Consider the following 18164-nt stretch of genomic DNA (forward strand, 5'->3'; position numbering starts at 1 on the left):
GGAGGACGGGATGCGTACAACGACGGCTGGACAGGACCCGACGACCGTCCGGGCACTGGGCGAGGTACTCGCCGGTGCCCGCCTGGTGGACCTCAGCCGGACCCTGGAAGAGGGCATGCCCACCTACCCCACCCACGCCAAGTACTTCCAGAACCGGTGGCTGTCGATGGGCGACGTCGCCCGCATGAACCAGCTCGTGCTCGGCGAGCACACCGGCACCCATGTCGACAGCCCCTGCCACTTCCCGATCCAGGGCCCGCACGCCGACGTGAGCGTCGGTCAGCTCCCGCTCACCGCGCTCACCGGACGCTGCGCGACCGTCACCCTGGACCCGCCACCCGGACCGGACGAGTTGGTCGGCCCCCGGGCCCTGCATGAGTGGGAGGAACACAACGGGCCGCTGCGGGCCGGGGACATCGTGCTGCTGGACTTCCAGTGGGCCCGCACCCGCTGGGGGCTGAACGAGGAGGGCTTCGCCCATCTGGAGAGCTGGCCGGGCATCGCGCGGGAGACGGCCGAGCTGCTGCGCGAGCGGTCCGTGCGGGCCGTGGGCACCGACTGCGTCAGCCTCGACAGCGGCGACGGCGGACGCGGCGAACTCCCGGCGCACTACGTGCTGCTGTCCGCCGGCGTGCTCATCATCGAGAACCTGGCCAACCTCGACCGGCTGCCCCCGCTCTCCTTCTTCCTGGCGTTCCCGCTGCGCATCGCGCACGGCACCGGCTCCCCGCTGCGCGCGGTGGCCGTCGTGGACGGAGCACAGCGATGACCACGCACCACACGGCCGTCCTCGGCCGCAACCTCACCGACCCGTCCCGCGCCGTACACGACAAGGACCTCGAGGCAGGCCTGAAACCACCGGTGTTCGACGAGATCGTCATCCCCGAGGAGTTCGGCCCGGTCGACCTGGTGGTGGACGACCTGAAGGTCAAGCGCTTCGCGTTCACACAGGACGATCACGGCGACTGGTACCTGCGCGCCGGCCCCGACGGCCCCCGCATCGGCCACGCCGGACTGCTCGCCAACGACCTGCTGCAGCTGTTCACCCTGCACTACGCGGCGAGCCAGGTGGTGGGGCTGCACACGGAGGAGGAGCTCTGGTTCGACCGGCCGGTCCTGGTGGGGCAGCGGGTGCGGCTGGCCGGACACTACGTGGACACGTACGAGCGCCGGGGGCAGGGCTACGTCGTGATGGAGGCCGACGCCCGGGACGAGGACGGACGCACGCTGGTCCGTCACCGCGGGGTGGAGATCATGCGGACCACGCCGGGAGAGGTGGCGGGCCGCGGCTCGGCCGGTGGGGGCAGCGGCCGCAGGGTCAGCGACGCGTACGACACGTCCCTGCCCCTCGCGGAGCGGCTGGGCGGCGGGACGGTGACCGGGATGGGGCTGGAGCCGCTGCGCAAGGAGATCACGTTCGAGCAGATGGCCGTGTTCTCCCGGATCGGCGAGTTCGTCACCAACATCCACGACAGCCTCGTCACCGCCCGGGCCGCCGGTCTGGCGGTACCGATCGTCCAAGGTCAGCAACTGGTCTGCTACCTGGCCGAGTTGCTGACCCGCGCCTTCGGCGCCGAGTGGTTCCGCACCGGCTGGCTGCGCGTGAAGCTCCTGCGGCCGGTGAGCGTCTTCGACGGCGTCGAGGCCGCGGGCGCGGTGCGCGAGGTGGAGCATGACGGCTCCCGGACCCGTATCGGCCTGGACGTGTGGGTGCGCCGCGGCGACGGAAGCCTGGCCGCGGTCGGCTGGGCGCGTGGCGAGGTCCCGACCGGTCGGCCGGCGCGTGGGATCCTGCCCTTCACGGGCAATGGGTGACCCGGCGTGCGGCGAGCAACAGAGGGAGGCACCGCATGGCACGACTGCCGATGTACGAGGTGATCTACCGTGACCTCGAGAGGCAGCTGTCCTGCGGCACGCTGGGCCCGGGTGACCGGCTGCCGTCCGAGGGAGAGATGGCGGACCACTACGGCGTCAGCAGAATGACGGTGCGGCAGGCGGTGGGCCGTCTCACCGACGAACGCCGGCTGGTCCGCCGCCGTGGCGCCGGCACCTTCGTGGCCGACCATCACGCCACCTACCGCAAGGTCCACACGCTCGGGCCGTTCAGCCAGGACATCGGCCGCGGGGACGCCGCCGTCGACACCCTGGTCCGCGTCCGTGAGGTCACCGACGCACCGGAGGAGGTCAGCGACCGACTCGGCCTCAAACCCCGCCAGAAGGTGGTACGGCTGCTGCGGGTGCGCGTCGTCGACGGCCAGCCGGCCGCCATCCAGGACTCCTGGATCCCCTACGGGCTGGCGCCCGCCCTCGCCGACGAGGAGTTGCTCGGCGGGTCCCTGTACCGGACCCTGGCCGACCGCTTCGGCATCAGGCTGACCTGGGCCGAGCAGGAGGTGTCGGCCGCCGCGGCCGACGCCGAACAGGCCGCGCTGCTCCAGGTCGCACCGGGCATGCCGCTCATCGCCATCACCCGGCTCACCCACAGCGACGGGGCCGGGCCGGTGGAGTTCGCGCACAGCTGGAGCCGGCCCGAGTTCCCGCTGCTCATCAGGCTCGGGAGGTGACGTGGGATGGCGAGCGACGACGTCGTGTGTGCCGTCGACGTCGGCACATCGGCCGTCCGGGCCGCCTTGGTGAGACACGACGGACAGCGGCTGCTCGACGCCCGCGGGGAGCGAGGCCCCGACGAGGGCGCCGAGACCTTCGACGCCGAACGCCTGTGGGACGGGCTCTGCCACGTCCTGCGCCGGATCACCTCGAGTGCCCCCATGGGCTCCCGCCTGCGGTGCCTCGCCCTCGCGGGACATGTCGGCCAGGTCCTGGTCGACGAGCGGAGCCGTCCGCTGGGCCGGGCCGGGGGGTGGGCCGACGCGCGCGGCGTCCGCGAGGTCGCGGCCCGGTGGCCCGACCCGGCCGCCGCCCTCCGCCTGACCGGCCGCCCCGCCATGACGGGCGGAGCGGTCCCTCTGCTGCACTGGCTGAAGGACAACGACCCGTCGCTGCACCGGCGGATCAGGTGGGTTCTCGCCCCCAAGGACTTCCTCGTCCTGCGCCTGACCGGGCAGGCCGCGACGGACGTGACGAGCGCGGCGTACACGCTGGGCAGCGACGTCATCCGCCAGGTCTGGGACCCCCGGCTGCTCGCCGTGGGGGGCAAGGGCCCGGAACACTTTCCCCCGCAACACGCGGCGACGGACATCGTCGGTGCCGTCACCCGGGCCGCCGCCGACACCACGGGCCTCCCTCCTGGCCTGCCGGTGGCCGCCGGAGGTCCCGACGGCACGGTCGGCGCCGCCGCCGTGGCAGGCTCGACCCCTGGCTCCGTCGTGGACGTGGCCGGCACCACCGACGTACTGACCCGGGTGATCACCTCCCCCGACGAACGTCCCCCCGCCGCGGTGCTCAACCCCTATCTCACTCCCGGCCTTTGGACCTGTGGCGGGGCGACCGGGATGACCGGCGGAGCGCTGGCCTACTGGGTCCGCCTGCTGGGGCTGGGCGACCCGGCCACCGCGCTGCACCGGCTGGGCCCCGACGTCCGCGCCGTCCCTCCGGGCAGCGCGGGGCTGTCCATGTCCCCGCTGCTCACCGGCAGCCGTTTCCCCGGCTGGAACCAGAGGGAGCGGGGCAGGCTCTGGGGCCTGGGCGAACACCACTCCGCCGCCCACGTGCTGCGCGCCGCGCAGGAGGCCGCCGCCTATGTCGTACGCCAGGCCGTGGACATCCTCATGGCCGACGACGCTCCCGACGTGCCCGTCATCCTGACCGGCGGACCATCACGCTCACCCGACGTGGCACAACTGCGGGCCGACGTGCTGGGCCGGCCGGTCCACGCCAGCTCGGAGGCCGACGCCACCCTGCACGGCGCCGCCCTGCTCGCCCTGGTCGCCGCAGGCCTGGAACCCGACCTGCCGACAGCCCAGGCCCGCAGGGCACCCCCTGTGCGCCGGTTCCTCCCCCAGGCCCCGGTCGCAGCACGCTACGACGAGCTCTACCGGCAGTGGCAACAGGCCAAGGACTGATACCTCAGCGGCAGCGTCGGGGTCGGTTCCCGTCGTGAAACAACACCCGCGGGGTCGCGGTGCCGGATGGCTGGGCGGGAGGCCGATCCGCTCGGTCTCGCGCGCGAGGACGGTCAGGATCAGCAGTGGGTCGATCATGTGGTCCATGTCCGGGTAGCTGTTCAGGTTCGCACCCGGCAGTCGCCAGGCCCCGGGGGCGGCCCCGTATCCGCCGCTGAACTGCATGCCCAGGATCATCTGTCGTCCTGTCATGGTTACTCCTCGGACGAGGCGATGAGAAACGGAGCCGCCCGATGGTTCCGGCGGGCGGAGGAACTACTGCCTTTCGAGGACTCCCGGGGTGTCATGCAGGACCACGCTCCGCTGCAGCGGAACCCGCTCCGTGCGGAGCGTGTTCACCGGTGCCGCCGGGTCGGCCATGCCGAAGGAGATGCCGAACAGCAGCTTGAGTTCCGCGGGGACACCCAGGAACTCGCGGACGGTGTCGGCGTAGACGCCGAGTATGGTCTGCGGAATGCCGGCCAGCCCCCGGGCCGCCAGCGAGAGCAGGAAGTTCTGCGCGTACATGCCGATGTCGCCGGCCGTCCGTACCCCGTCGCCGAGTGCCGGCATGAACAGGAAGGCGGCATGGGGAGCGCCGTAGAACTCCAGGTTCTCGCGGACCGCCGCCCTCCGGCCGTCCCGGTCCGAGCGCTCGACACCCAGGGCCCGGTAAACACTGGCGCCCAGGGCCTGCGACCGCTCGAGGTAGATGCCCTCGCCGTAGCCATCGGTGAAATCCGGGGAGGTCCGTCCCTCCTCCTCGGCCTGGAGCAGCTCTTTGGCCAGGGCGTCCCGTGCCGCACCCGAGACGACGTGCACCGTCCACGGCTGGGTGTTGCTGTTCGAGGGGGCCGTCTGTGCGTCTTCCAGCACGCCGCGGATGTCCGAAGGGGACAGGGCGGTGGGCAGGAACCGCCGAGGGGAGCGTCGGGAGCGGGCGATGTCGGTGAAGGGTGATGCGGTGCCGGGCAAGGCGGTTCCTCTCCATGGCGCGCAGTCACCGCCAGGGGCAGCAGCGCAGCGCAGTGCGGCAGGCCACGGGGACTGTGCGCTCTTCGTGTTCGTCGTGTGTGTTGGTGGCGTGCCGACGCTGCCGCCCTCGTGCCGTTGTGTGCACGAGAGCCGCGTCGGGTGACTCAGCGGTGGGCGGCGCGGTTCATCTCGACGACGTCCTCCAGGGTGGCCGTGGCCGGGAGGGCGGCGAGGCGTTCCGGCACGCTGTCGCGGATGGCCGCGTCCTTGTCGCGGTCGGCCGCGGCCAGGGCCGCCGGCAGTTCGTCGAGGGTCAGCTCGGTGCAGTAGGCGGGGCTGTTCGGCTGCTGGCGCCAGGAGTCGGCCAGCGTGCCGGCGTCGTAGGGGTCGAAGCCGGTGTCGTCCACGAGCTGCATGGCCACACGGCGCGCCTGCTCGGAGTCGCCGGCGACGGGGATGGCGAGGCGGCCGGGCGTCCCGGCCGGAAGGCCCTTGGTCCGCTGGGTCTCTGCCAGGGCGGCGTTCCACGCCTTGACCACGGGGCGCCCCAACTGCTTGGCGTTCCACACACTCTCGATCTCGCCGTTGTCCACGGCCTCGATGTGTCCGCTGAGGTGCGGATAGTAGTTCGAGGTGTCGATGACCACCGTCTCGGTGGGGACCGAGGCGAACAGGCCGGCCAGCTTCCCCGCTACCCCGAAGGGGGTGGCCAGAATGATGACGTCCCGGCCCTGTACGGCGTCGGCGAGCTCCACCGCGGCGGCCCCGGACTCCAGTACCTCCGCCCGGACGGCCTCGGGGCCGCGGGCGTCGGCCACCTGGACGTCGTGACCGGCCGCGCTGAGCTTGGCAGCGAGGTTCCCGCCGATGGCACCGGCGCCTATGACAGTAATTTTCATGATTTGTCCCTTGGGAGGTTGTGCCGCCCCGGAGGGCAGCGCAATGTGACAGCCGGGTGGTGGTGCCACCTGGCGTTGAGGGGGCGGGCGGAGCCCGACGTTTTACGCCCGGGTGTCCTGCTGGCGGTAGCCGCTCGCGATGAGCATGCGGAGCCGGTCGAGCGACTCCTCTTCGGTACCGGTGCCCTTGATCCAGGCAACGGAGCAGGCCGCGAGGAACAGGTCGTTCCCCCGCACCGACGCGCGCACGCGCCCCGCGAGCTGCGCGGCTCGCACGTACTGATCGGTGGCGGAGATGAGGATGTCGCAGGGAATCGTGAGCGGGTTGTCCGGCTCCTGAGCCCGGGCCGCGGCCATGAGTGGGTCCGGCAGCCCGCTGAAGGCGCTGAAGTACTCCTCCATCGCCCGCAGCCACTGCTCCAGCGCCTCGGCCGGGTCGTCGAGCTGATCGATGTCCGCCTGGCGGGCCACCAGCTCCTCGGAGCGCGTCTGCAGCACGGCCGCCAGCAGCGCCTCCCGGGTGGGGAAGTGCCGGTACAGGGTGCCGGGCCCGACTCCCGCCTCCTTGGCCACCGCCTCGAGGGAGGTGCCGACCCCGTGCTGCAGGAAGTGACGCTGCGCGGTCTCCAGGAGGGCCGCGCGGTTGCGCTGGACGTCCGCGCGGGGCTTGCGTCCCCGCTGCTCACCGGCGCTCATGCGCCCTCCTGCATGCCGTGATCCTGCGGCCGCATCAAAACGGATGCTGCCTCCGTACACACTCGAGAGTAAAACGGAGGGGGCGTCCGGTCAAACCAGGGCGACGAGCCTTGACCGGTCCCCCGGCCCAGGACGTCAGGGGGTGAGCTGCTGGTGCCCTATGACGGAGAGCAGTTCGAGCTTGCTGTGACTCTCCGTTCCGGGGCGAGTGGTCAGCACCACCAGGGCCTGGGCGCGGTTCTCGGTGAACAGGAGCTGGGCGTCGACGTCGATGCGGCCGAGTTCGGGATGGAGGATGGTCTTGCAGTCCTCGTAGCGTCGGGCGACCTCCTGAAGTTCCCACATGCGGACGAACTCGGGGCTGTGTTCCTGGAGTTCGGCGAGGATCCGGGCGGCTCGGGGGGTGTCGCTGCCGGCTGTCAGCGCGGCCCGCAGGCGTGCTGCCTGGGCGCGGCCGTGGCGTTCGCGACTCTCCTCGGGAACCATCAGGCGTTCGGCCGGGTCCATGAACCAGCGGTAGTAGCCGCTGCGGGCCAGCCCGGTGTGGCGGGTCTGGTCGCCGAGCAGCGCGACGGCCAACGGGTTCATCGCGAGGGTGTCGACCAGGTCGGTCTGCACCAGGGCCGGGGTGTCGTCCAGGCGGTCCAGGACCCGCAGCAGCGTCGGGTTGACATGTTCGGAGCGCTGGAAGCGGGCCGGGGCGTTGTGGCCGATGAGGACGAAGAGATGGTCGCGTTCGTCCAGGGTCAGCCGCAGGGCCCGGGCGAGAGCGGTGGTGATCTGGACGGAGGGCTGCGGAGCACGCTGCTGTTCCAGCCGGGCGTAGTAGTCGGTGGACATGCCGGCGAGCTGGGCGACCTCCTCGCGGCGCAGCCCCTGCGTACGCCTGCGCGGCCCCTCGGCCAGGCCGACGTCGCGGGGGCGCAACATCTCACGCCGGTGCCGCAGGAAATCCGCCAGTTCCTTCTTGTCCATGCCCCCATCCTCGCCGCATCCCGCCCGGCTATCCAGAGACCGCCGATCCATGGCTGAGGGCGACACCGAAGACGCTTCCTTACCGTTCCGCGTCGATCACTGCGGGTCGGTCAGCTGCCGCTGATCATGGCGAGGACGTCGTCGTAGGAGCCGTTGGCCACCGCGTCGCGGATGAACCTGGCGCGCTCGACGACCAGCTCCTTCGCGTCGGGCTTCTCGCGCAGCAGATCGAGGGTCTCGGTGAGGAAGTCGTCCAACGGCATGGACTGATCGCTGTCCTGCTGGCCCAGCAGGGTCGTGCGCACGCCCGGCGGGACCACCTCGATCACCTGGACGCCGGCGCCGGCACCGGCGAGCTGGATGCGCAGGCTCTCGGAGAAGGAGTGCAGCGCGGCCTTGGTCGCGCTGTAGGTCGGGGTGCTCGGGAACGGTACGAACGCCAGCGCGGAGGTGACGTTCATGACGACCGCGTCGTCCTTGCCCGCGAGCAGGGGCAGGAAGGCGTACGTCATCCGGATCGTGCCGAGCAGATTGACCGCGACGTGATCCTCGGCGACCTGGAGTCCGGCCGGGTCGAGGAGGTTCTCCAGCAGCATGATGCCGGCGTTGTTGACCAGGACGTTCAGCCCCGGGTGGCTCGCCGCCAAGGTCTCACGAGCCCGCGCGATCGAGTCGGGGTCGGCGACATCGAGGACGAGCGCGTCGATGCCCGGGTGCTCGGCCGTGATGTCGTCCAGGAGTTCCTTGCGCCGGCCGGCGACCACCACCTTGTTGCCGGATTCGTGCAGGCGCAGGGCCAGACCGAGGCCGATGCCCGAGGTTCCGCCGGTGATCAGGATCGTGTTGCCGGTCATCTTCATGGGGGTCTTGCTCCTTCGTCACGGCGGGCCGTTGAGCGCCCGTAGCCCCGACCGTAGGGGCGCCCGCGCAAGGGCGGGAGAGGAAGGTTTATCCATGGATCGGCGATCTCTGCCTGGCGAAGAACGGAGGGCAATGACAGCGCACGTCGTTCTGGACATTGGGTGGTGCCTGTAGCGAGATCCGCGAGGTGCGCCCCTCCTCCCCCGGGCTTACCTGGGCGATCGCACAGCTGTGGAAGGAGACTCGAATGCGCCCTGCCCCGAGCTGAGCCCGTCCAGCAGAAGGTCACCGAGCTCGGAGAAGGCGTCACCGGCGGTCAGGCCGGTCCTCTCCAGGAGGACCCCCGACTGGACCGCGTCGATGGTGACCGCCACGACCTGGGCGGCGAATTGGCCGTTGAGCGCGCGGAAAGCGCCGGCCTGTACGCCCTCCTCGATCAGTTCGTGGACCCGGCGCGCCGCGGCGGCGGAGTTCTTGCGGTAGATCTGCGCGGTCGGCTCGTAGCCGACCATGTCGTCGTAGAAGGCGTGGGAATGCCGGCGCATGGCCGTGCCGACGCCGGCGAGATAGACGCGGATGCGCTGCCGGGGGTCGGGCTCGGCCTGGACCGCCTGCTCGATCTCGGCTGTCGCCTCCCTGAAGAAGGCGCGGGTGATCGCCAAGACCAGCTGTTCCTTCGTGGAGGCGAGGCTGTACAGCGTCGCCTTGGAGCACCCCAGTCGCTGGGCGAGCTCATCCATGGTCACCGCGGTGAAGCCTTCGGTCAGGATGATCGCCTCGGCCTGGCGCAGCAGTTCGTCCCGCCGGTGAGTGTCGACGACCCGCCTGCGCGCCGTACGGCGTGGGCGTCGGTCGCGCGAGTCAGTTCGGGCCGTCACCGCAGCAGTCTCCCATGAGCGTCTCCGCCTGAAGCGGCGGGTGGCCGTCCGGACCGGAAGGCCGACCCCTGGCAAATGGGTACTAGCGTACCGCCTAACGTACCGGCGCGGAGTGTCCCCTTGAGTGACGTTCAGTCGCCCGGTTCGCGGTTATCGGATGGAGGATCCGATGGAGATCCCGCCGTCCACGTCCAGGACGATGCCGGTGATGTAGCCGGCGGCTTCGCTGGCGAGGAAGGCTGCGGCTTCGGCGATGTCCTCGGGCCTGCCGGTGTGGCGCATGGGGATCTTGTCCGTGAGTTTGTCGCGTGCCGGGCCGTTCATGGAGGCGAGCATGGGTGTGTCGATGAGGCCGGGGGCGATGGCGTTGGCGGTGATGCCGTGGCGGGCGCCCTCGAGTGCGAGGGTGCGGGTCATGCCGACGATGCCGGCCTTGGCGGCCACGTAGTTGGTCTGGCCGAAGTTCCCGCGCCATGACATCGAGGAGAAGCTGATGATGCGTCCGTAGCCCTGGCGTTTCATGGGGCCGAACGCGGCGCGGGCGCAGTGGAAGCCGCCGGTGAGGCTGACGTCGATGACCGCGTGCCAGTCGTCGTCGGTGATGTCCTCGACGCGGTTGTCGCGGATGATGCCGGCGTTGTTGACCAGCACGTCGAGGCGGCCGAGAGCGGCGGTGACACCGGTGATCCAGTCGTTGACCTGCGCGGAGTCGGTCACGTCCACCACGTCGGTACGGAGTTTCGCCTCATGGGCATGGGCGATCGTCTCGACGGCGTCGGTGAGGGTTGGGGCGTTGACGTCGGCCAATGCAACGGTGGCGCCCTCCGCGGCGAACCGGGTCGCCATGGCGAGGCCGAGGCCTTGTGCGGCGCCGGTGATGGCGACGACGCGTCCGTGGTAGCGGTTCACTTGTTTTCTGCTTTCGTGGTCCGGGGAGCGAGGAAGGCCCGCAGGGTGTCGGCCACGGAGCTCGCCGACCAGTTGTCGGCGAAGGTGGCCAGTTCCTCGCGCAGGGCCTGCTCGGGGGCGATGCCGTCGATCCGGTGCAGGAGCGTCTTGAGCCGTTGCTGGGCGGGGCTGTGGCGGTCGGCCAGTTGGTGGCAGATGCGGGTGGCGGTGGCGTCGAGGTCGGCCTCGGGCACGATCGCGTGGATCCAGCCGGTGTGCGCGAAAGCGGTCGCGGGCAGCAGTTCGCCGGTGAGCAGGAGCCAGCGCGACAGTCCCCGTCCGACCGCACCGGGAAGCCGCACGCTTGACCCGGCGGCCGGTACCAGCCGCCGGTTGAGGTGGCCGTCGCCGATGAGCGTGGTGTCGGCGGCGACGACGACATCGCAGACCAGTGCGAGTTCGAGGCCGCCGGCGACGGCGTGACCGTGCAGGACGGCGACCCATGGTTTCGGGCTGGCCGCGATGCGGCTGAAGCAGGCCGACACGTCGGTCAGGAAGTCGACCGGGTTGTCGCCCCGCTCGTGCAGCTCCAGGAACTGGTGGAAGTCCCCGCCGGCACAGAAGCTCGGCCCCTCGCCTGCCACGGCGACGACCGCTGTGCCGGGGTCGGCCTCGGCGCTGGTGATCTGCTTGCCCAGGGCCTCGATGAGGGTGACGTCGAGGGCGTTGCGCCGCTCCGGGCGGTTGAGCAGCAGCCACCGGACGGTGCCGCGTTGCTCGACGAGGAGAGGTTGGGTGTCGGTCAACGTGGCTCCGGGGTGGCGAGTTCGGTGCGTCGGCGGCTGCGCAGCAGGTAGCGCTGGGTCTTGCCGCTGGGTGTCTTGGGCAGGGCGTCGATGAAGTGGATCGTGCGCGGGTATGCGTGGGCGGCGTAGCGGGTCTTGACCAGCAGCTGGAGTTCGGCGGCCAGTTCCGGCGAGGCGTCGTGACCGTCGCGGAGGACGACGTACGCCTCGATGACCTCGCCGCGGACGTCGTCGGGTGCGCCGATGACGCTGCATTCGGCGACTGCGGGGTGCTGGGCGAGGACGCTCTCGATCTCGAACGGCCCGATCCGGTAGCCGGCCATGATGATGACGTCGTCGTCGCGGGAGGAGAAGAAGAAGTCGCCCTCGGCGTCGACCCTCCCTGTGTCGCCCGTGAGGTACCAGCGGCCGTCGGCGGTGAACTTGGCGTCGCTCTGCCCTGGGATCTGGTAGCCGCTGAAGGTCATCAGCGGGCTGGCGGCGACGTCGATCGCGACCCGGCCGAGCACGCCTGGTCCGGCGGGTTCGTCCTTCTCGTCGGCCAGGACGGTGAGGCTCCAGCCGGGCAGCGGCCGGCCCATCGATCCGGCCTTGAGGGGGCGGGCGAGTTCGGGATGGTGGTGGTTGGCCAACGGCATCCCGACCTCGGTCTGCCCGAAGTGGTCGTGCACGGTCAGGCCGAGCGCGGAGCCGGCCCACTCGTTGACCTCGGGAGTCAGTGGCTCCCCCGCGCTGGACGCCCGTTCCAGGTGCAGCCCCCGCGGCACCGGCACCGACGAGGAGCGCAGTCCCCGGTACACGGTCGGGGCGGCGGTGAAGTCGGTGACCTCGTGGTCGACGAGGGTGCGCCAGGTCGTCTCGGCGGAGAACCCGCCGGACAGCAGCAGGCTGGGGATGCCGGCGGCCATCGGAGCGACGATGGCGGCGTACAGCCCGTAGGCCCAGCCGGGGTCGGCGGCGCACCAGTACCTGCTGTCCTGGGTGACGCCGAGGCCGTACTCCAGGTAGACCTGCCATCCCGCGATGTAGGAGACGGGGTGGACGACCCCCTTGGGCTTGCCGGTGGTGCCGGAGGTGAACATGTGCACCAGCGGTCCGTCCCCGCTCGTGGGGATGGCGGGCACCGGCTCCGGCGACGCGGCCGCGACGAGGTCAGCCAGCAAGGTGTCACCGCGGGAGGCGGTGGTTCCGGTGACGACGACGCGGCGCTGCGGATCGTCCGGCATGTCGGGGCCCGGGTCGAGTTTTTGGCGCTGGTCCGGGTCGACGACCACGACGTGCGCACCGGAGCCTTCCAGGCGCAGGGCGATGGCCTGGGGCGCGAACGCGGTGAACAGCGGGACGTAGACCGCACCGAGCCGCCAGATCGCGAGGATGACGGTGACCAGGTCGGTGCTCTTGCCCATCAGGGTCGCCACCCTGTCGCCCGGACCGATTCCGAGCCCCTGCAGCGCCCGCGCACAGCGGTGCGAGTTCGCGGCGAGATCGCCGAAGGTCAGTGTGGAAGCCTTGCCGTCACTGTCGACCACGGTGAACGCGACGCGGTCGGCGGGGTGCCGGTCGCACAGCAGCCAGGCCGTGTTGAGGGAAGAGGCCGCGAAGGTCGCGGTCAGTTCGGCGACCCGGTCGGTGGCGCTCATCGCTGGTCCTTCCGGTCGATGACCGGCAGGACCAGACGGCTGGGGTGGTTCGGGCCGTGATGGATGTGGTTGACCGCGGGGATCATCTGCTCCTCGCTCTCGCGGGCGATGACGCCGCCGGTGTTGGTGTTGCGGTCGTAGCGCGGGAAGTTGCTGCTGGAGACGTCCACGCGGATGCGGTGACCGGGAAGGAACACATTGGAGGTGGCGGTCATGTCGACGGTGATTTCGTAGACGGTGCCGGGCTCCATCAGTTCTTCGGTGGCGAGGCCGCCCCGGTAGCGGGCGCGCAGGATCCCGTCACACAGGTTGATCGCTTTGCCGTCGGGGAAGACGTCGACGAGCTTGGCGGTGAAGTCGGTGTCCACCGCCGAGGAGGACACGAACAGGGTCAGTCTGACGGGACCCGTGACCTCGACGGGCTCCTCCAGCACAGGGCCCGTGAAACACAGGACGTCCTCGCGGCCCGCGACGGTCCGCTGGTCGACCGGGCCGCAGAAACCGGGTGTCACCGGCATGGACGCCCCGCCGGCCGTGGGAACCGGGCGGCGCGGGTCGTAGAGGTAGGTGTCGTGCCCGGTGCCGGTGGGCGGCTCGGTCGTCAACAGGCCGTCGCCGGCCGCTGTGTTGGCGTGGCCGGCGCTGGTCAGGTGGTAGTCGGTCCACCGCGTGTCGGGCAGCGGCCACTCCTGCTCGTCGCGCCACTGGTCGATGCCCATGACGAAGATCTTCACGGGCGCCACGTCGTCGAGAGCGGTGGTGTCGCCGCGGAGCCAGCGGTCGAAGAACTTCACGTGCAGGCCGGTCAGGCCCATCGTCTGGGCGCTGGCCAGCGGGCCGAAGGAGCGGTCGGGATAGACGCCACTCGCGGACATGTGGTCCCACGGACCGATGACCAGCCGTTGCCCCTCGCGCGCCTGCACACTGCCCGCCTGCCGGCGGGCGGTGGTGTAGGTGCGGACGGTCTGGCCGATGTACAGGTCGTACCAGCCGCCGATGTTGAGCGCCGGGGCGGTGACGTTCTTGAGCTCGGGTGTGAGCTCCATGGCGTCCCAGTACCCATCGTGGGAGGGGTGGGCCATCCAGTCGTCCCACCACTTGCCGTAGGCCGCCAGGACCGGAACCTCGGCCGTCGGCAGCACATCGTTGAGAGGCTCGGGAAACAGCGCCGCCTCACCGAGCTGCTGCAGTTGGGACACGGTGTCCTCACCGGCCGCCAGGGAACGCTGCGCGTCGGCCGCGTACATCATGGCGTTCCACACCGTGACCAGGCTCAGTGACAGCGCTCCGCCCGCGGAGTACCAGGGCGCCTCGTAGTTGTCGATGGAGGTGAAGGTCGGCGCGATCGCCTTGAGGGCGGGGGCGCCGGTTACGGCTGTTTCCCACTGGACCATCCCGAGGTAGGACGGCCCGTACATGCCCACCGTGCCGTCCGACCACGGCTGGCCGGCGATCCAGGCGACGGTGTCCTCGCCGTCGGCCCGGTCGGCCATATGGGGAACGAACTCGCCTTCCGAGCGGTGGGTGCCCCGGCAGTCCTGCACCACCACCGCGTAGCCGGCCTCCACCAGAGTCAGGAGGTCGGGGATGGCTGACTGGCCGAAGCCCATCACGTCCTTGCCGTACGGCAAGCGCACGAGCAGCGTCGGGGCCTCCCCCTCGGCCGGATGCCACACGTTGGCGGCGAGGGCTACGCCGTCACGCATCGGAACCTGGACATCTATGTCATATAGGTGCTGCATCGGTGCTCCTCGTTGAGCTGACGGCGTCGCCCCCGGATGTGGGTACGTTAAGAGGTACGTTCGTACCCTGTCAATTACCGAAGCAGGGTGGCACGGCTACTTGCCGGCGCCGACCTTGGTGTCCAACTCGGTCTGCGGCGGCGTGGTTGTGGTGGTGCGGGAGTGCAGGACCTTGCGGGCCTGTTCGGTGTCGAAGTCGTTCTCCCACTTGCCGATCACGATGGTGGCGACGGCGTTGCCGAGGACGTTGATGAAGACGCGGCCCTCGTTGAGGATGCGGTCGATGCCGACGATCAGGGAGAGGGCGGCGAGCGGGATGTGGCCGAGCGCGGTGACGGTGCTGGCGAGGACGATGAACGCGCCGCCCGCGATCCCGGCGGTGCCCTTGCTGGTGAGCATCATGACGCCGACCATGATCAGCTGCTGCTGCCAGGACAGGTCGATGCCCATGGCCTGGGCCAGGAAGAGGGAGGCCATCGTGAGGTAGACCGCGGAGCCGTCCAGGTTGAAGGAGAACCCGGAGGGGATGACGATGCCGACCACGGGCCGGCCGATGCCGAGGATCTCCAGTTTGCGTACCAGCTGGGGCAGGACGGCCTCGCTGGAACAGGTGCTGAGGGCGACGAGCAGTTCGGCCTTGAGGAAGCGGATGAGGCCGAACAGGCTCAGGTGGCAGGCCCGCATGATGGCGCCGAGGACGACCAGGACGTAGACGACGCAGGTCGCGGTGAACAGGATGATGAGGTAGCCGAGCTGTTTGAGGCTCTCGGCGCCGTAGGTGGCGACCACGGTGGCCAGGGCGCCGAAGGTGCCCAGGGGCGCGAGCCGCATCACCCAGCCCACGATGCGGAAGACGACGTCCGACAGTGCCTTGATGCCGCGGGTCAGCGGTGCCCCTTCTTCGCCGGCCATGTTCAGGGCCACACCGAAGACGATCGAGACCATCAGCGCCGACAGGATCGCATCCCCGGTGATCGCGCCCAGCAGGGAGGCGGGGATGAGGGAGGAGACGAAGCCGGTGAAGGTGGCGTGCTCTGCGGCGGTCTCGGGCACGTCGTCGGCGTTCAGCGACGAGGGGTCGACGTGCAGGCCGGAGCCGGGCTGGAAGATGTTGGCGACGACCAGCCCGATCAGCATGGACGCCAGGGACAGCACCAGGAAGTAGCCGATCGCCTTCACACCGATCCGGCCGGCCTTGCGCAGGTTGTCCATGGAGGCGATGCCGGTGGTGACCACGCAGAAGACGACCGGGATCACGATCATCTTGACCAGCGCGATGAACCAGTCGTTGAGCGGCTTGAGGTCCTCACCCAGCCCGGGCGCGAGGATGCCGACGGCGATGCCGAGGACGGCGGCCAGGACGACCTGGAACCACAGCTCCCGTATGAGACGGCTCAGCCGTGACCGCTGCGGGCGGCCGGCGGTGGTGGTGCTTGTCATCGTTGGTGCTCCCTTGCACGACGATCGTGTGTAGCCCTGTCCCGTGGGGGTGCGGGGGACGCGAGGCTGCTCGCGCGCCCCCGATCTCGTGTGTGGCGCCCGTGTCCGGCGGCCGCTTTTCAGGCGCGCCGGGCGACGGCGCCCGCCCGTGGCGGGCGCATCTGCGGTGGGGCGGCGGTCAGCTGTGCAGGGCGCGCAGCACCTTGTGGAAGGCGGCCTTGCTCTCGAAGCCGATGCCGGGGGTGTCGGTCAGGCCGACGCGGCTCTTCTCGACGACGGCGTCGTCGGCGAAGCCGCCGGTGGGCTGGAACTCGCCCGGGTAGGACTCGTTGCCACCGAGCTTGAGGGCGGCCGCGATGTGCAGGGAGAACTGGTGCCCGCCGTGCGGGATGCAGCGCCTCGATGACCAGCCGTGCTGACGGAGCATGTCCTGGATGCGCAGGTACTCCACCAGACCGTAGGAGAGCGCGGGATCGACCTGGACGGTGTCGCGGTCGGGGCGCAGGCCGCCGTAGCGGATCAGGTTGCGGGCGTCCTGGAGGGAGAAGAGGTTCTCGCCCGTGGCGATGGGGCCGGTGTAGCGCTCGGCGACGGTGGCGTTGAGGTGGTAGTCGAGCGGGTCGCCGATCTCCTCGTACCAGAACAGCCCGTAGGGCTCGATGGCCCGCCCGTACTCCAGGGCCGTCTGGAGGTCGAAGCGGCCGTTGACGTCGACGGCCAGCCGGGAGCCGTCGCCGTCCAGGACGTCGATGACGGCCTCGATACGACGCAGGTCCTCCGCCAGGTCGGCGCCGCCGATCTTCATCTTGACGACGTCGTAGCCCAGGTCGAGGAAGCCGCGCATCTCGTCCTGGAGGTCGGTGAGGGTCTTGCCGGGGGCGTAGTAGCCGCCGGCGGCGTAGACGAAGACGGAGTCGTCGGGCTGCCCGTCGCCGTAGCGCTCGGACAGATACCGGTACAGCGGCTTGCCCTCGATCTTGGAGGCCAGGTCGAACAGGGCCATGTCCACCACACCGACCGCGACCGAGCGCTCGCCGTGCCCGCCGGGCTTCTCGTTACGCATCATCACGTCCCACGCCTTGGCGTGGTCCAGGCCGCCCCGCTCGTCGAGCAGGCTGCCGGGCTCGGCGTCGAGGAGGCGGGGCAGGATTCGGCGGCGCAGGATCTCTCCGGCGCTGTAGCGGCCGTTGGAGTTGAAGCCGTAGCCCACCACGGGCTTGCCATCCCGGATGACGTCGCTCTCGATCGCCACGATCGAACAGTCCATGGAGCTGAAGTCGATCCAGGCGTTGCGGATCGAGGAGCTGATCGGAACGACGCCCTCGTAGACGTTGGTGATCTTCACTGCGGGCCTTTCTCATATCTTATAAGATGTGACGCCTGTTAGACTCGGCTGATCCGATGCGGGATGTCAAGGGGTGGGGAACCTCCGGGAAGGAACGGTCAGGGGGCCATGGCAGGACAGAACCTGTTCTTCAGCAAGAGCGACCTCGCCTACGCTGAACTCCGCGATCGGATCCTCTCCGGCACTCTTCCTGCCGGGTCACGGCTCGCCCAGTACGACCTCGCCGAGTCCCTCAACATGAGCATCACGCCCCTGCGCGAGGCCATCCGCCGCCTCAGCAGCGAGGGTCTTGTCACCGTCGAAACCCACCGGGACGTCCGGGTCTCCGTCATGAACTCGAACGAGGCCCGCCAGCTGTTCGAAGTCCGCCTGTCCCTGGACCCGACCGCCGCCGAACTCGCCGCCCAGCGACGGACCGACGACGACATCACCACGATGCAGGCCGCCGTCGACAAGCTCCTCCCCGTCACTCGCCAATGGGGGGAAGAGGCACTCACGGCCCACCGCGCCTTCCACCAGGCGCTGTACCGGGCCTCGCACAACGATGTCCTCATCCGTCTCCTGGACGACCTGTGGGACAAGTCCGACCGCTACCGGCGCCTCGGCCTCGAACTCCCGCCCGGTGACGAACCCCGCACCCGGGACCTACAGGAACACCACCAACTCGTCTCCCTCATCGCGGACGGCCGCCCCGCCGAAGCCGCCCAGCTGATGCGGGGCCACATCACTCACAGCCTCACCGCGAGCGCCATCAGCGCCCTGGAAGACCGCGAGGGCACTCGCGTGACGTGACGCGCGGTGACCCGTGCGGTAGGGGCGAACCTCCTCGGATTCTGTTTCTGAACTGGAAGGCCGCTGGCCGGTCTTCGCTGCGCGGGTCGGTCATCTGGTGCTCGGTGCCCGTGATGCCCGCGGGCGGTGGCGTCGCCCCGCACGCCTGGGCGGGCATCCACGCGTG

General features: G+C 70.2%; 17 protein-coding genes. 5 read left to right on the top strand and 12 right to left on the bottom strand.

Translation table 11 applies throughout. The features are described from left to right. The first annotated feature begins 10 nt into the window (after positions 1 to 10). The 4 genes from CCL05_RS16550 to CCL05_RS16565 are packed head-to-tail and all read left to right on the top strand — an operon-like array spanning position 11 to position 4022. Entirely contained in the window at positions 11 to 769 is a 759-nt protein-coding gene (locus CCL05_RS16550) for a cyclase family protein (protein ID WP_086561279.1), read from the top strand. Further along, entirely contained in the window at positions 766 to 1815 is a 1050-nt protein-coding gene (locus tag CCL05_RS16555; RefSeq protein ID WP_208641546.1) for a hypothetical protein, read from the top strand. The genes CCL05_RS16550 and CCL05_RS16555 overlap by 4 nt, the downstream gene beginning before the upstream one ends. Positions 1816 to 1850: 35 nt before the next feature. Continuing rightward, positions 1851 to 2564, top strand: coding sequence for a GntR family transcriptional regulator (locus tag CCL05_RS16560; RefSeq protein WP_086561280.1), 714 nt, complete (start codon positions 1851 to 1853; stop codon positions 2562 to 2564). A gap of 6 nt (positions 2565 to 2570) precedes the next feature. After that, complete coding sequence (locus CCL05_RS16565) at positions 2571 to 4022, top strand: xylulokinase (RefSeq protein ID WP_086561281.1); 1452 nt, start codon at positions 2571 to 2573, stop codon at positions 4020 to 4022. Between the two features lie 315 nt (positions 4023 to 4337). Here CCL05_RS16565 and CCL05_RS16570 read toward each other — a convergent pair whose 3' ends face one another. The 12 genes from CCL05_RS16570 to CCL05_RS16625 form a co-directional block, all read right to left on the bottom strand. Continuing rightward, positions 4338 to 5036 (bottom strand): nitroreductase, encoded by a 699-nt coding sequence (locus CCL05_RS16570; protein WP_086561282.1) that lies wholly within the window; start codon positions 5034 to 5036, stop codon positions 4338 to 4340. Between the two features lie 164 nt (positions 5037 to 5200). Continuing rightward, the gene (locus tag CCL05_RS16575) at positions 5201 to 5935 is read right to left on the bottom strand and encodes an NADPH-dependent F420 reductase (RefSeq protein ID WP_086561283.1); all 735 of its coding nucleotides are present in this window, start codon (positions 5933 to 5935) and stop codon (positions 5201 to 5203) included. Between the two features lie 102 nt (positions 5936 to 6037). Beyond that, complete coding sequence (locus CCL05_RS16580) at positions 6038 to 6631, bottom strand: TetR/AcrR family transcriptional regulator (protein WP_086561284.1); 594 nt, start codon at positions 6629 to 6631, stop codon at positions 6038 to 6040. Between the two features lie 135 nt (positions 6632 to 6766). Further along, a complete protein-coding gene (locus CCL05_RS16585) occupies positions 6767 to 7606 on the bottom strand; it encodes a helix-turn-helix transcriptional regulator (RefSeq protein ID WP_086561285.1) in 840 nt (279 codons plus the stop codon). 110 nt (positions 7607 to 7716) lie between these two features. Further along, positions 7717 to 8466, bottom strand: a complete 750-nt coding sequence (locus CCL05_RS16590) for an SDR family oxidoreductase (RefSeq protein WP_086561286.1) — start codon at positions 8464 to 8466, stop codon at positions 7717 to 7719. A gap of 210 nt (positions 8467 to 8676) precedes the next feature. Continuing rightward, positions 8677 to 9345: a TetR/AcrR family transcriptional regulator gene (locus CCL05_RS16595; protein ID WP_086561287.1), complete on the bottom strand. Its 669-nt coding sequence runs from the start codon at positions 9343 to 9345 to the stop codon at positions 8677 to 8679. 150 nt (positions 9346 to 9495) lie between these two features. Continuing rightward, positions 9496 to 10254 carry an SDR family oxidoreductase gene (locus CCL05_RS16600; protein WP_086561288.1) on the bottom strand — a complete coding sequence of 253 codons (759 nt, stop codon included), beginning with the start codon at positions 10252 to 10254 and terminating at the stop codon, positions 9496 to 9498. Next, the gene (locus tag CCL05_RS16605) at positions 10251 to 11039 is read right to left on the bottom strand and encodes an enoyl-CoA hydratase/isomerase family protein (protein ID WP_086561289.1); all 789 of its coding nucleotides are present in this window, start codon (positions 11037 to 11039) and stop codon (positions 10251 to 10253) included. Before CCL05_RS16605 ends, CCL05_RS16600 begins: the two co-directional genes overlap by 4 nt. Beyond that, on the bottom strand, positions 11036 to 12679 hold the full coding sequence (locus CCL05_RS16610) for an AMP-binding protein (RefSeq protein ID WP_086561290.1): 1644 nt from the start codon (positions 12677 to 12679) through the stop codon (positions 11036 to 11038). Before CCL05_RS16610 ends, CCL05_RS16605 begins: the two co-directional genes overlap by 4 nt. Beyond that, positions 12676 to 14385, bottom strand: coding sequence for a CocE/NonD family hydrolase (locus CCL05_RS16615; protein WP_086561291.1), 1710 nt, complete (start codon positions 14383 to 14385; stop codon positions 12676 to 12678). Before CCL05_RS16615 ends, CCL05_RS16610 begins: the two co-directional genes overlap by 4 nt. A gap of 132 nt (positions 14386 to 14517) precedes the next feature. Then, a complete protein-coding gene (locus tag CCL05_RS16620; RefSeq protein ID WP_086561292.1) occupies positions 14518 to 15861 on the bottom strand; it encodes a cation:dicarboxylate symporter family transporter in 1344 nt (447 codons plus the stop codon). 178 nt (positions 15862 to 16039) lie between these two features. Next, a complete protein-coding gene (locus CCL05_RS16625; protein ID WP_086561293.1) occupies positions 16040 to 17206 on the bottom strand; it encodes a mandelate racemase/muconate lactonizing enzyme family protein in 1167 nt (388 codons plus the stop codon). A 108-nt stretch (positions 17207 to 17314) separates the two neighbouring features. Between CCL05_RS16625 and CCL05_RS16630 the strand changes: the two genes are divergently transcribed. Beyond that, a complete protein-coding gene (locus CCL05_RS16630) occupies positions 17315 to 17998 on the top strand; it encodes a GntR family transcriptional regulator (protein WP_086561294.1) in 684 nt (227 codons plus the stop codon). Positions 17999 to 18164: the final 166 nt, after the last annotated feature.

The organism is Streptomyces africanus (assembly GCF_002150735.1).
Lineage (GTDB): Bacteria > Actinomycetota > Actinomycetes > Streptomycetales > Streptomycetaceae > Streptomyces > Streptomyces africanus.

Excerpts from the sequence above, each read along its gene's own strand:
- CCL05_RS16550 (WP_086561279.1), top strand. The coding sequence starts at position 11 with ATGCGTACAACGACGGCTGGACAGGACCCGACGACCGTCCGGGCACTG.
- CCL05_RS16555 (WP_208641546.1), top strand. The coding sequence starts at position 766 with ATGACCACGCACCACACGGCCGTCCTCGGCCGCAACCTCACCGACCCG.
- CCL05_RS16560 (WP_086561280.1), top strand. The coding sequence starts at position 1,851 with ATGGCACGACTGCCGATGTACGAGGTGATCTACCGTGACCTCGAGAGG.
- CCL05_RS16565 (WP_086561281.1), top strand. The coding sequence starts at position 2,571 with ATGGCGAGCGACGACGTCGTGTGTGCCGTCGACGTCGGCACATCGGCC.
- CCL05_RS16575 (WP_086561283.1), bottom strand. The coding sequence starts at position 5,935 with ATGAAAATTACTGTCATAGGCGCCGGTGCCATCGGCGGGAACCTCGCT.
- CCL05_RS16580 (WP_086561284.1), bottom strand. The coding sequence starts at position 6,631 with ATGAGCGCCGGTGAGCAGCGGGGACGCAAGCCCCGCGCGGACGTCCAG.
- CCL05_RS16585 (WP_086561285.1), bottom strand. The coding sequence starts at position 7,606 with ATGGACAAGAAGGAACTGGCGGATTTCCTGCGGCACCGGCGTGAGATG.
- CCL05_RS16590 (WP_086561286.1), bottom strand. The coding sequence starts at position 8,466 with ATGAAGATGACCGGCAACACGATCCTGATCACCGGCGGAACCTCGGGC.
- CCL05_RS16610 (WP_086561290.1), bottom strand. The coding sequence starts at position 12,679 with ATGAGCGCCACCGACCGGGTCGCCGAACTGACCGCGACCTTCGCGGCC.
- CCL05_RS16615 (WP_086561291.1), bottom strand. The coding sequence starts at position 14,385 with ATGCGTGACGGCGTAGCCCTCGCCGCCAACGTGTGGCATCCGGCCGAG.
- CCL05_RS16620 (WP_086561292.1), bottom strand. The coding sequence starts at position 15,861 with ATGACAAGCACCACCACCGCCGGCCGCCCGCAGCGGTCACGGCTGAGC.
- CCL05_RS16630 (WP_086561294.1), top strand. The coding sequence starts at position 17,315 with ATGGCAGGACAGAACCTGTTCTTCAGCAAGAGCGACCTCGCCTACGCT.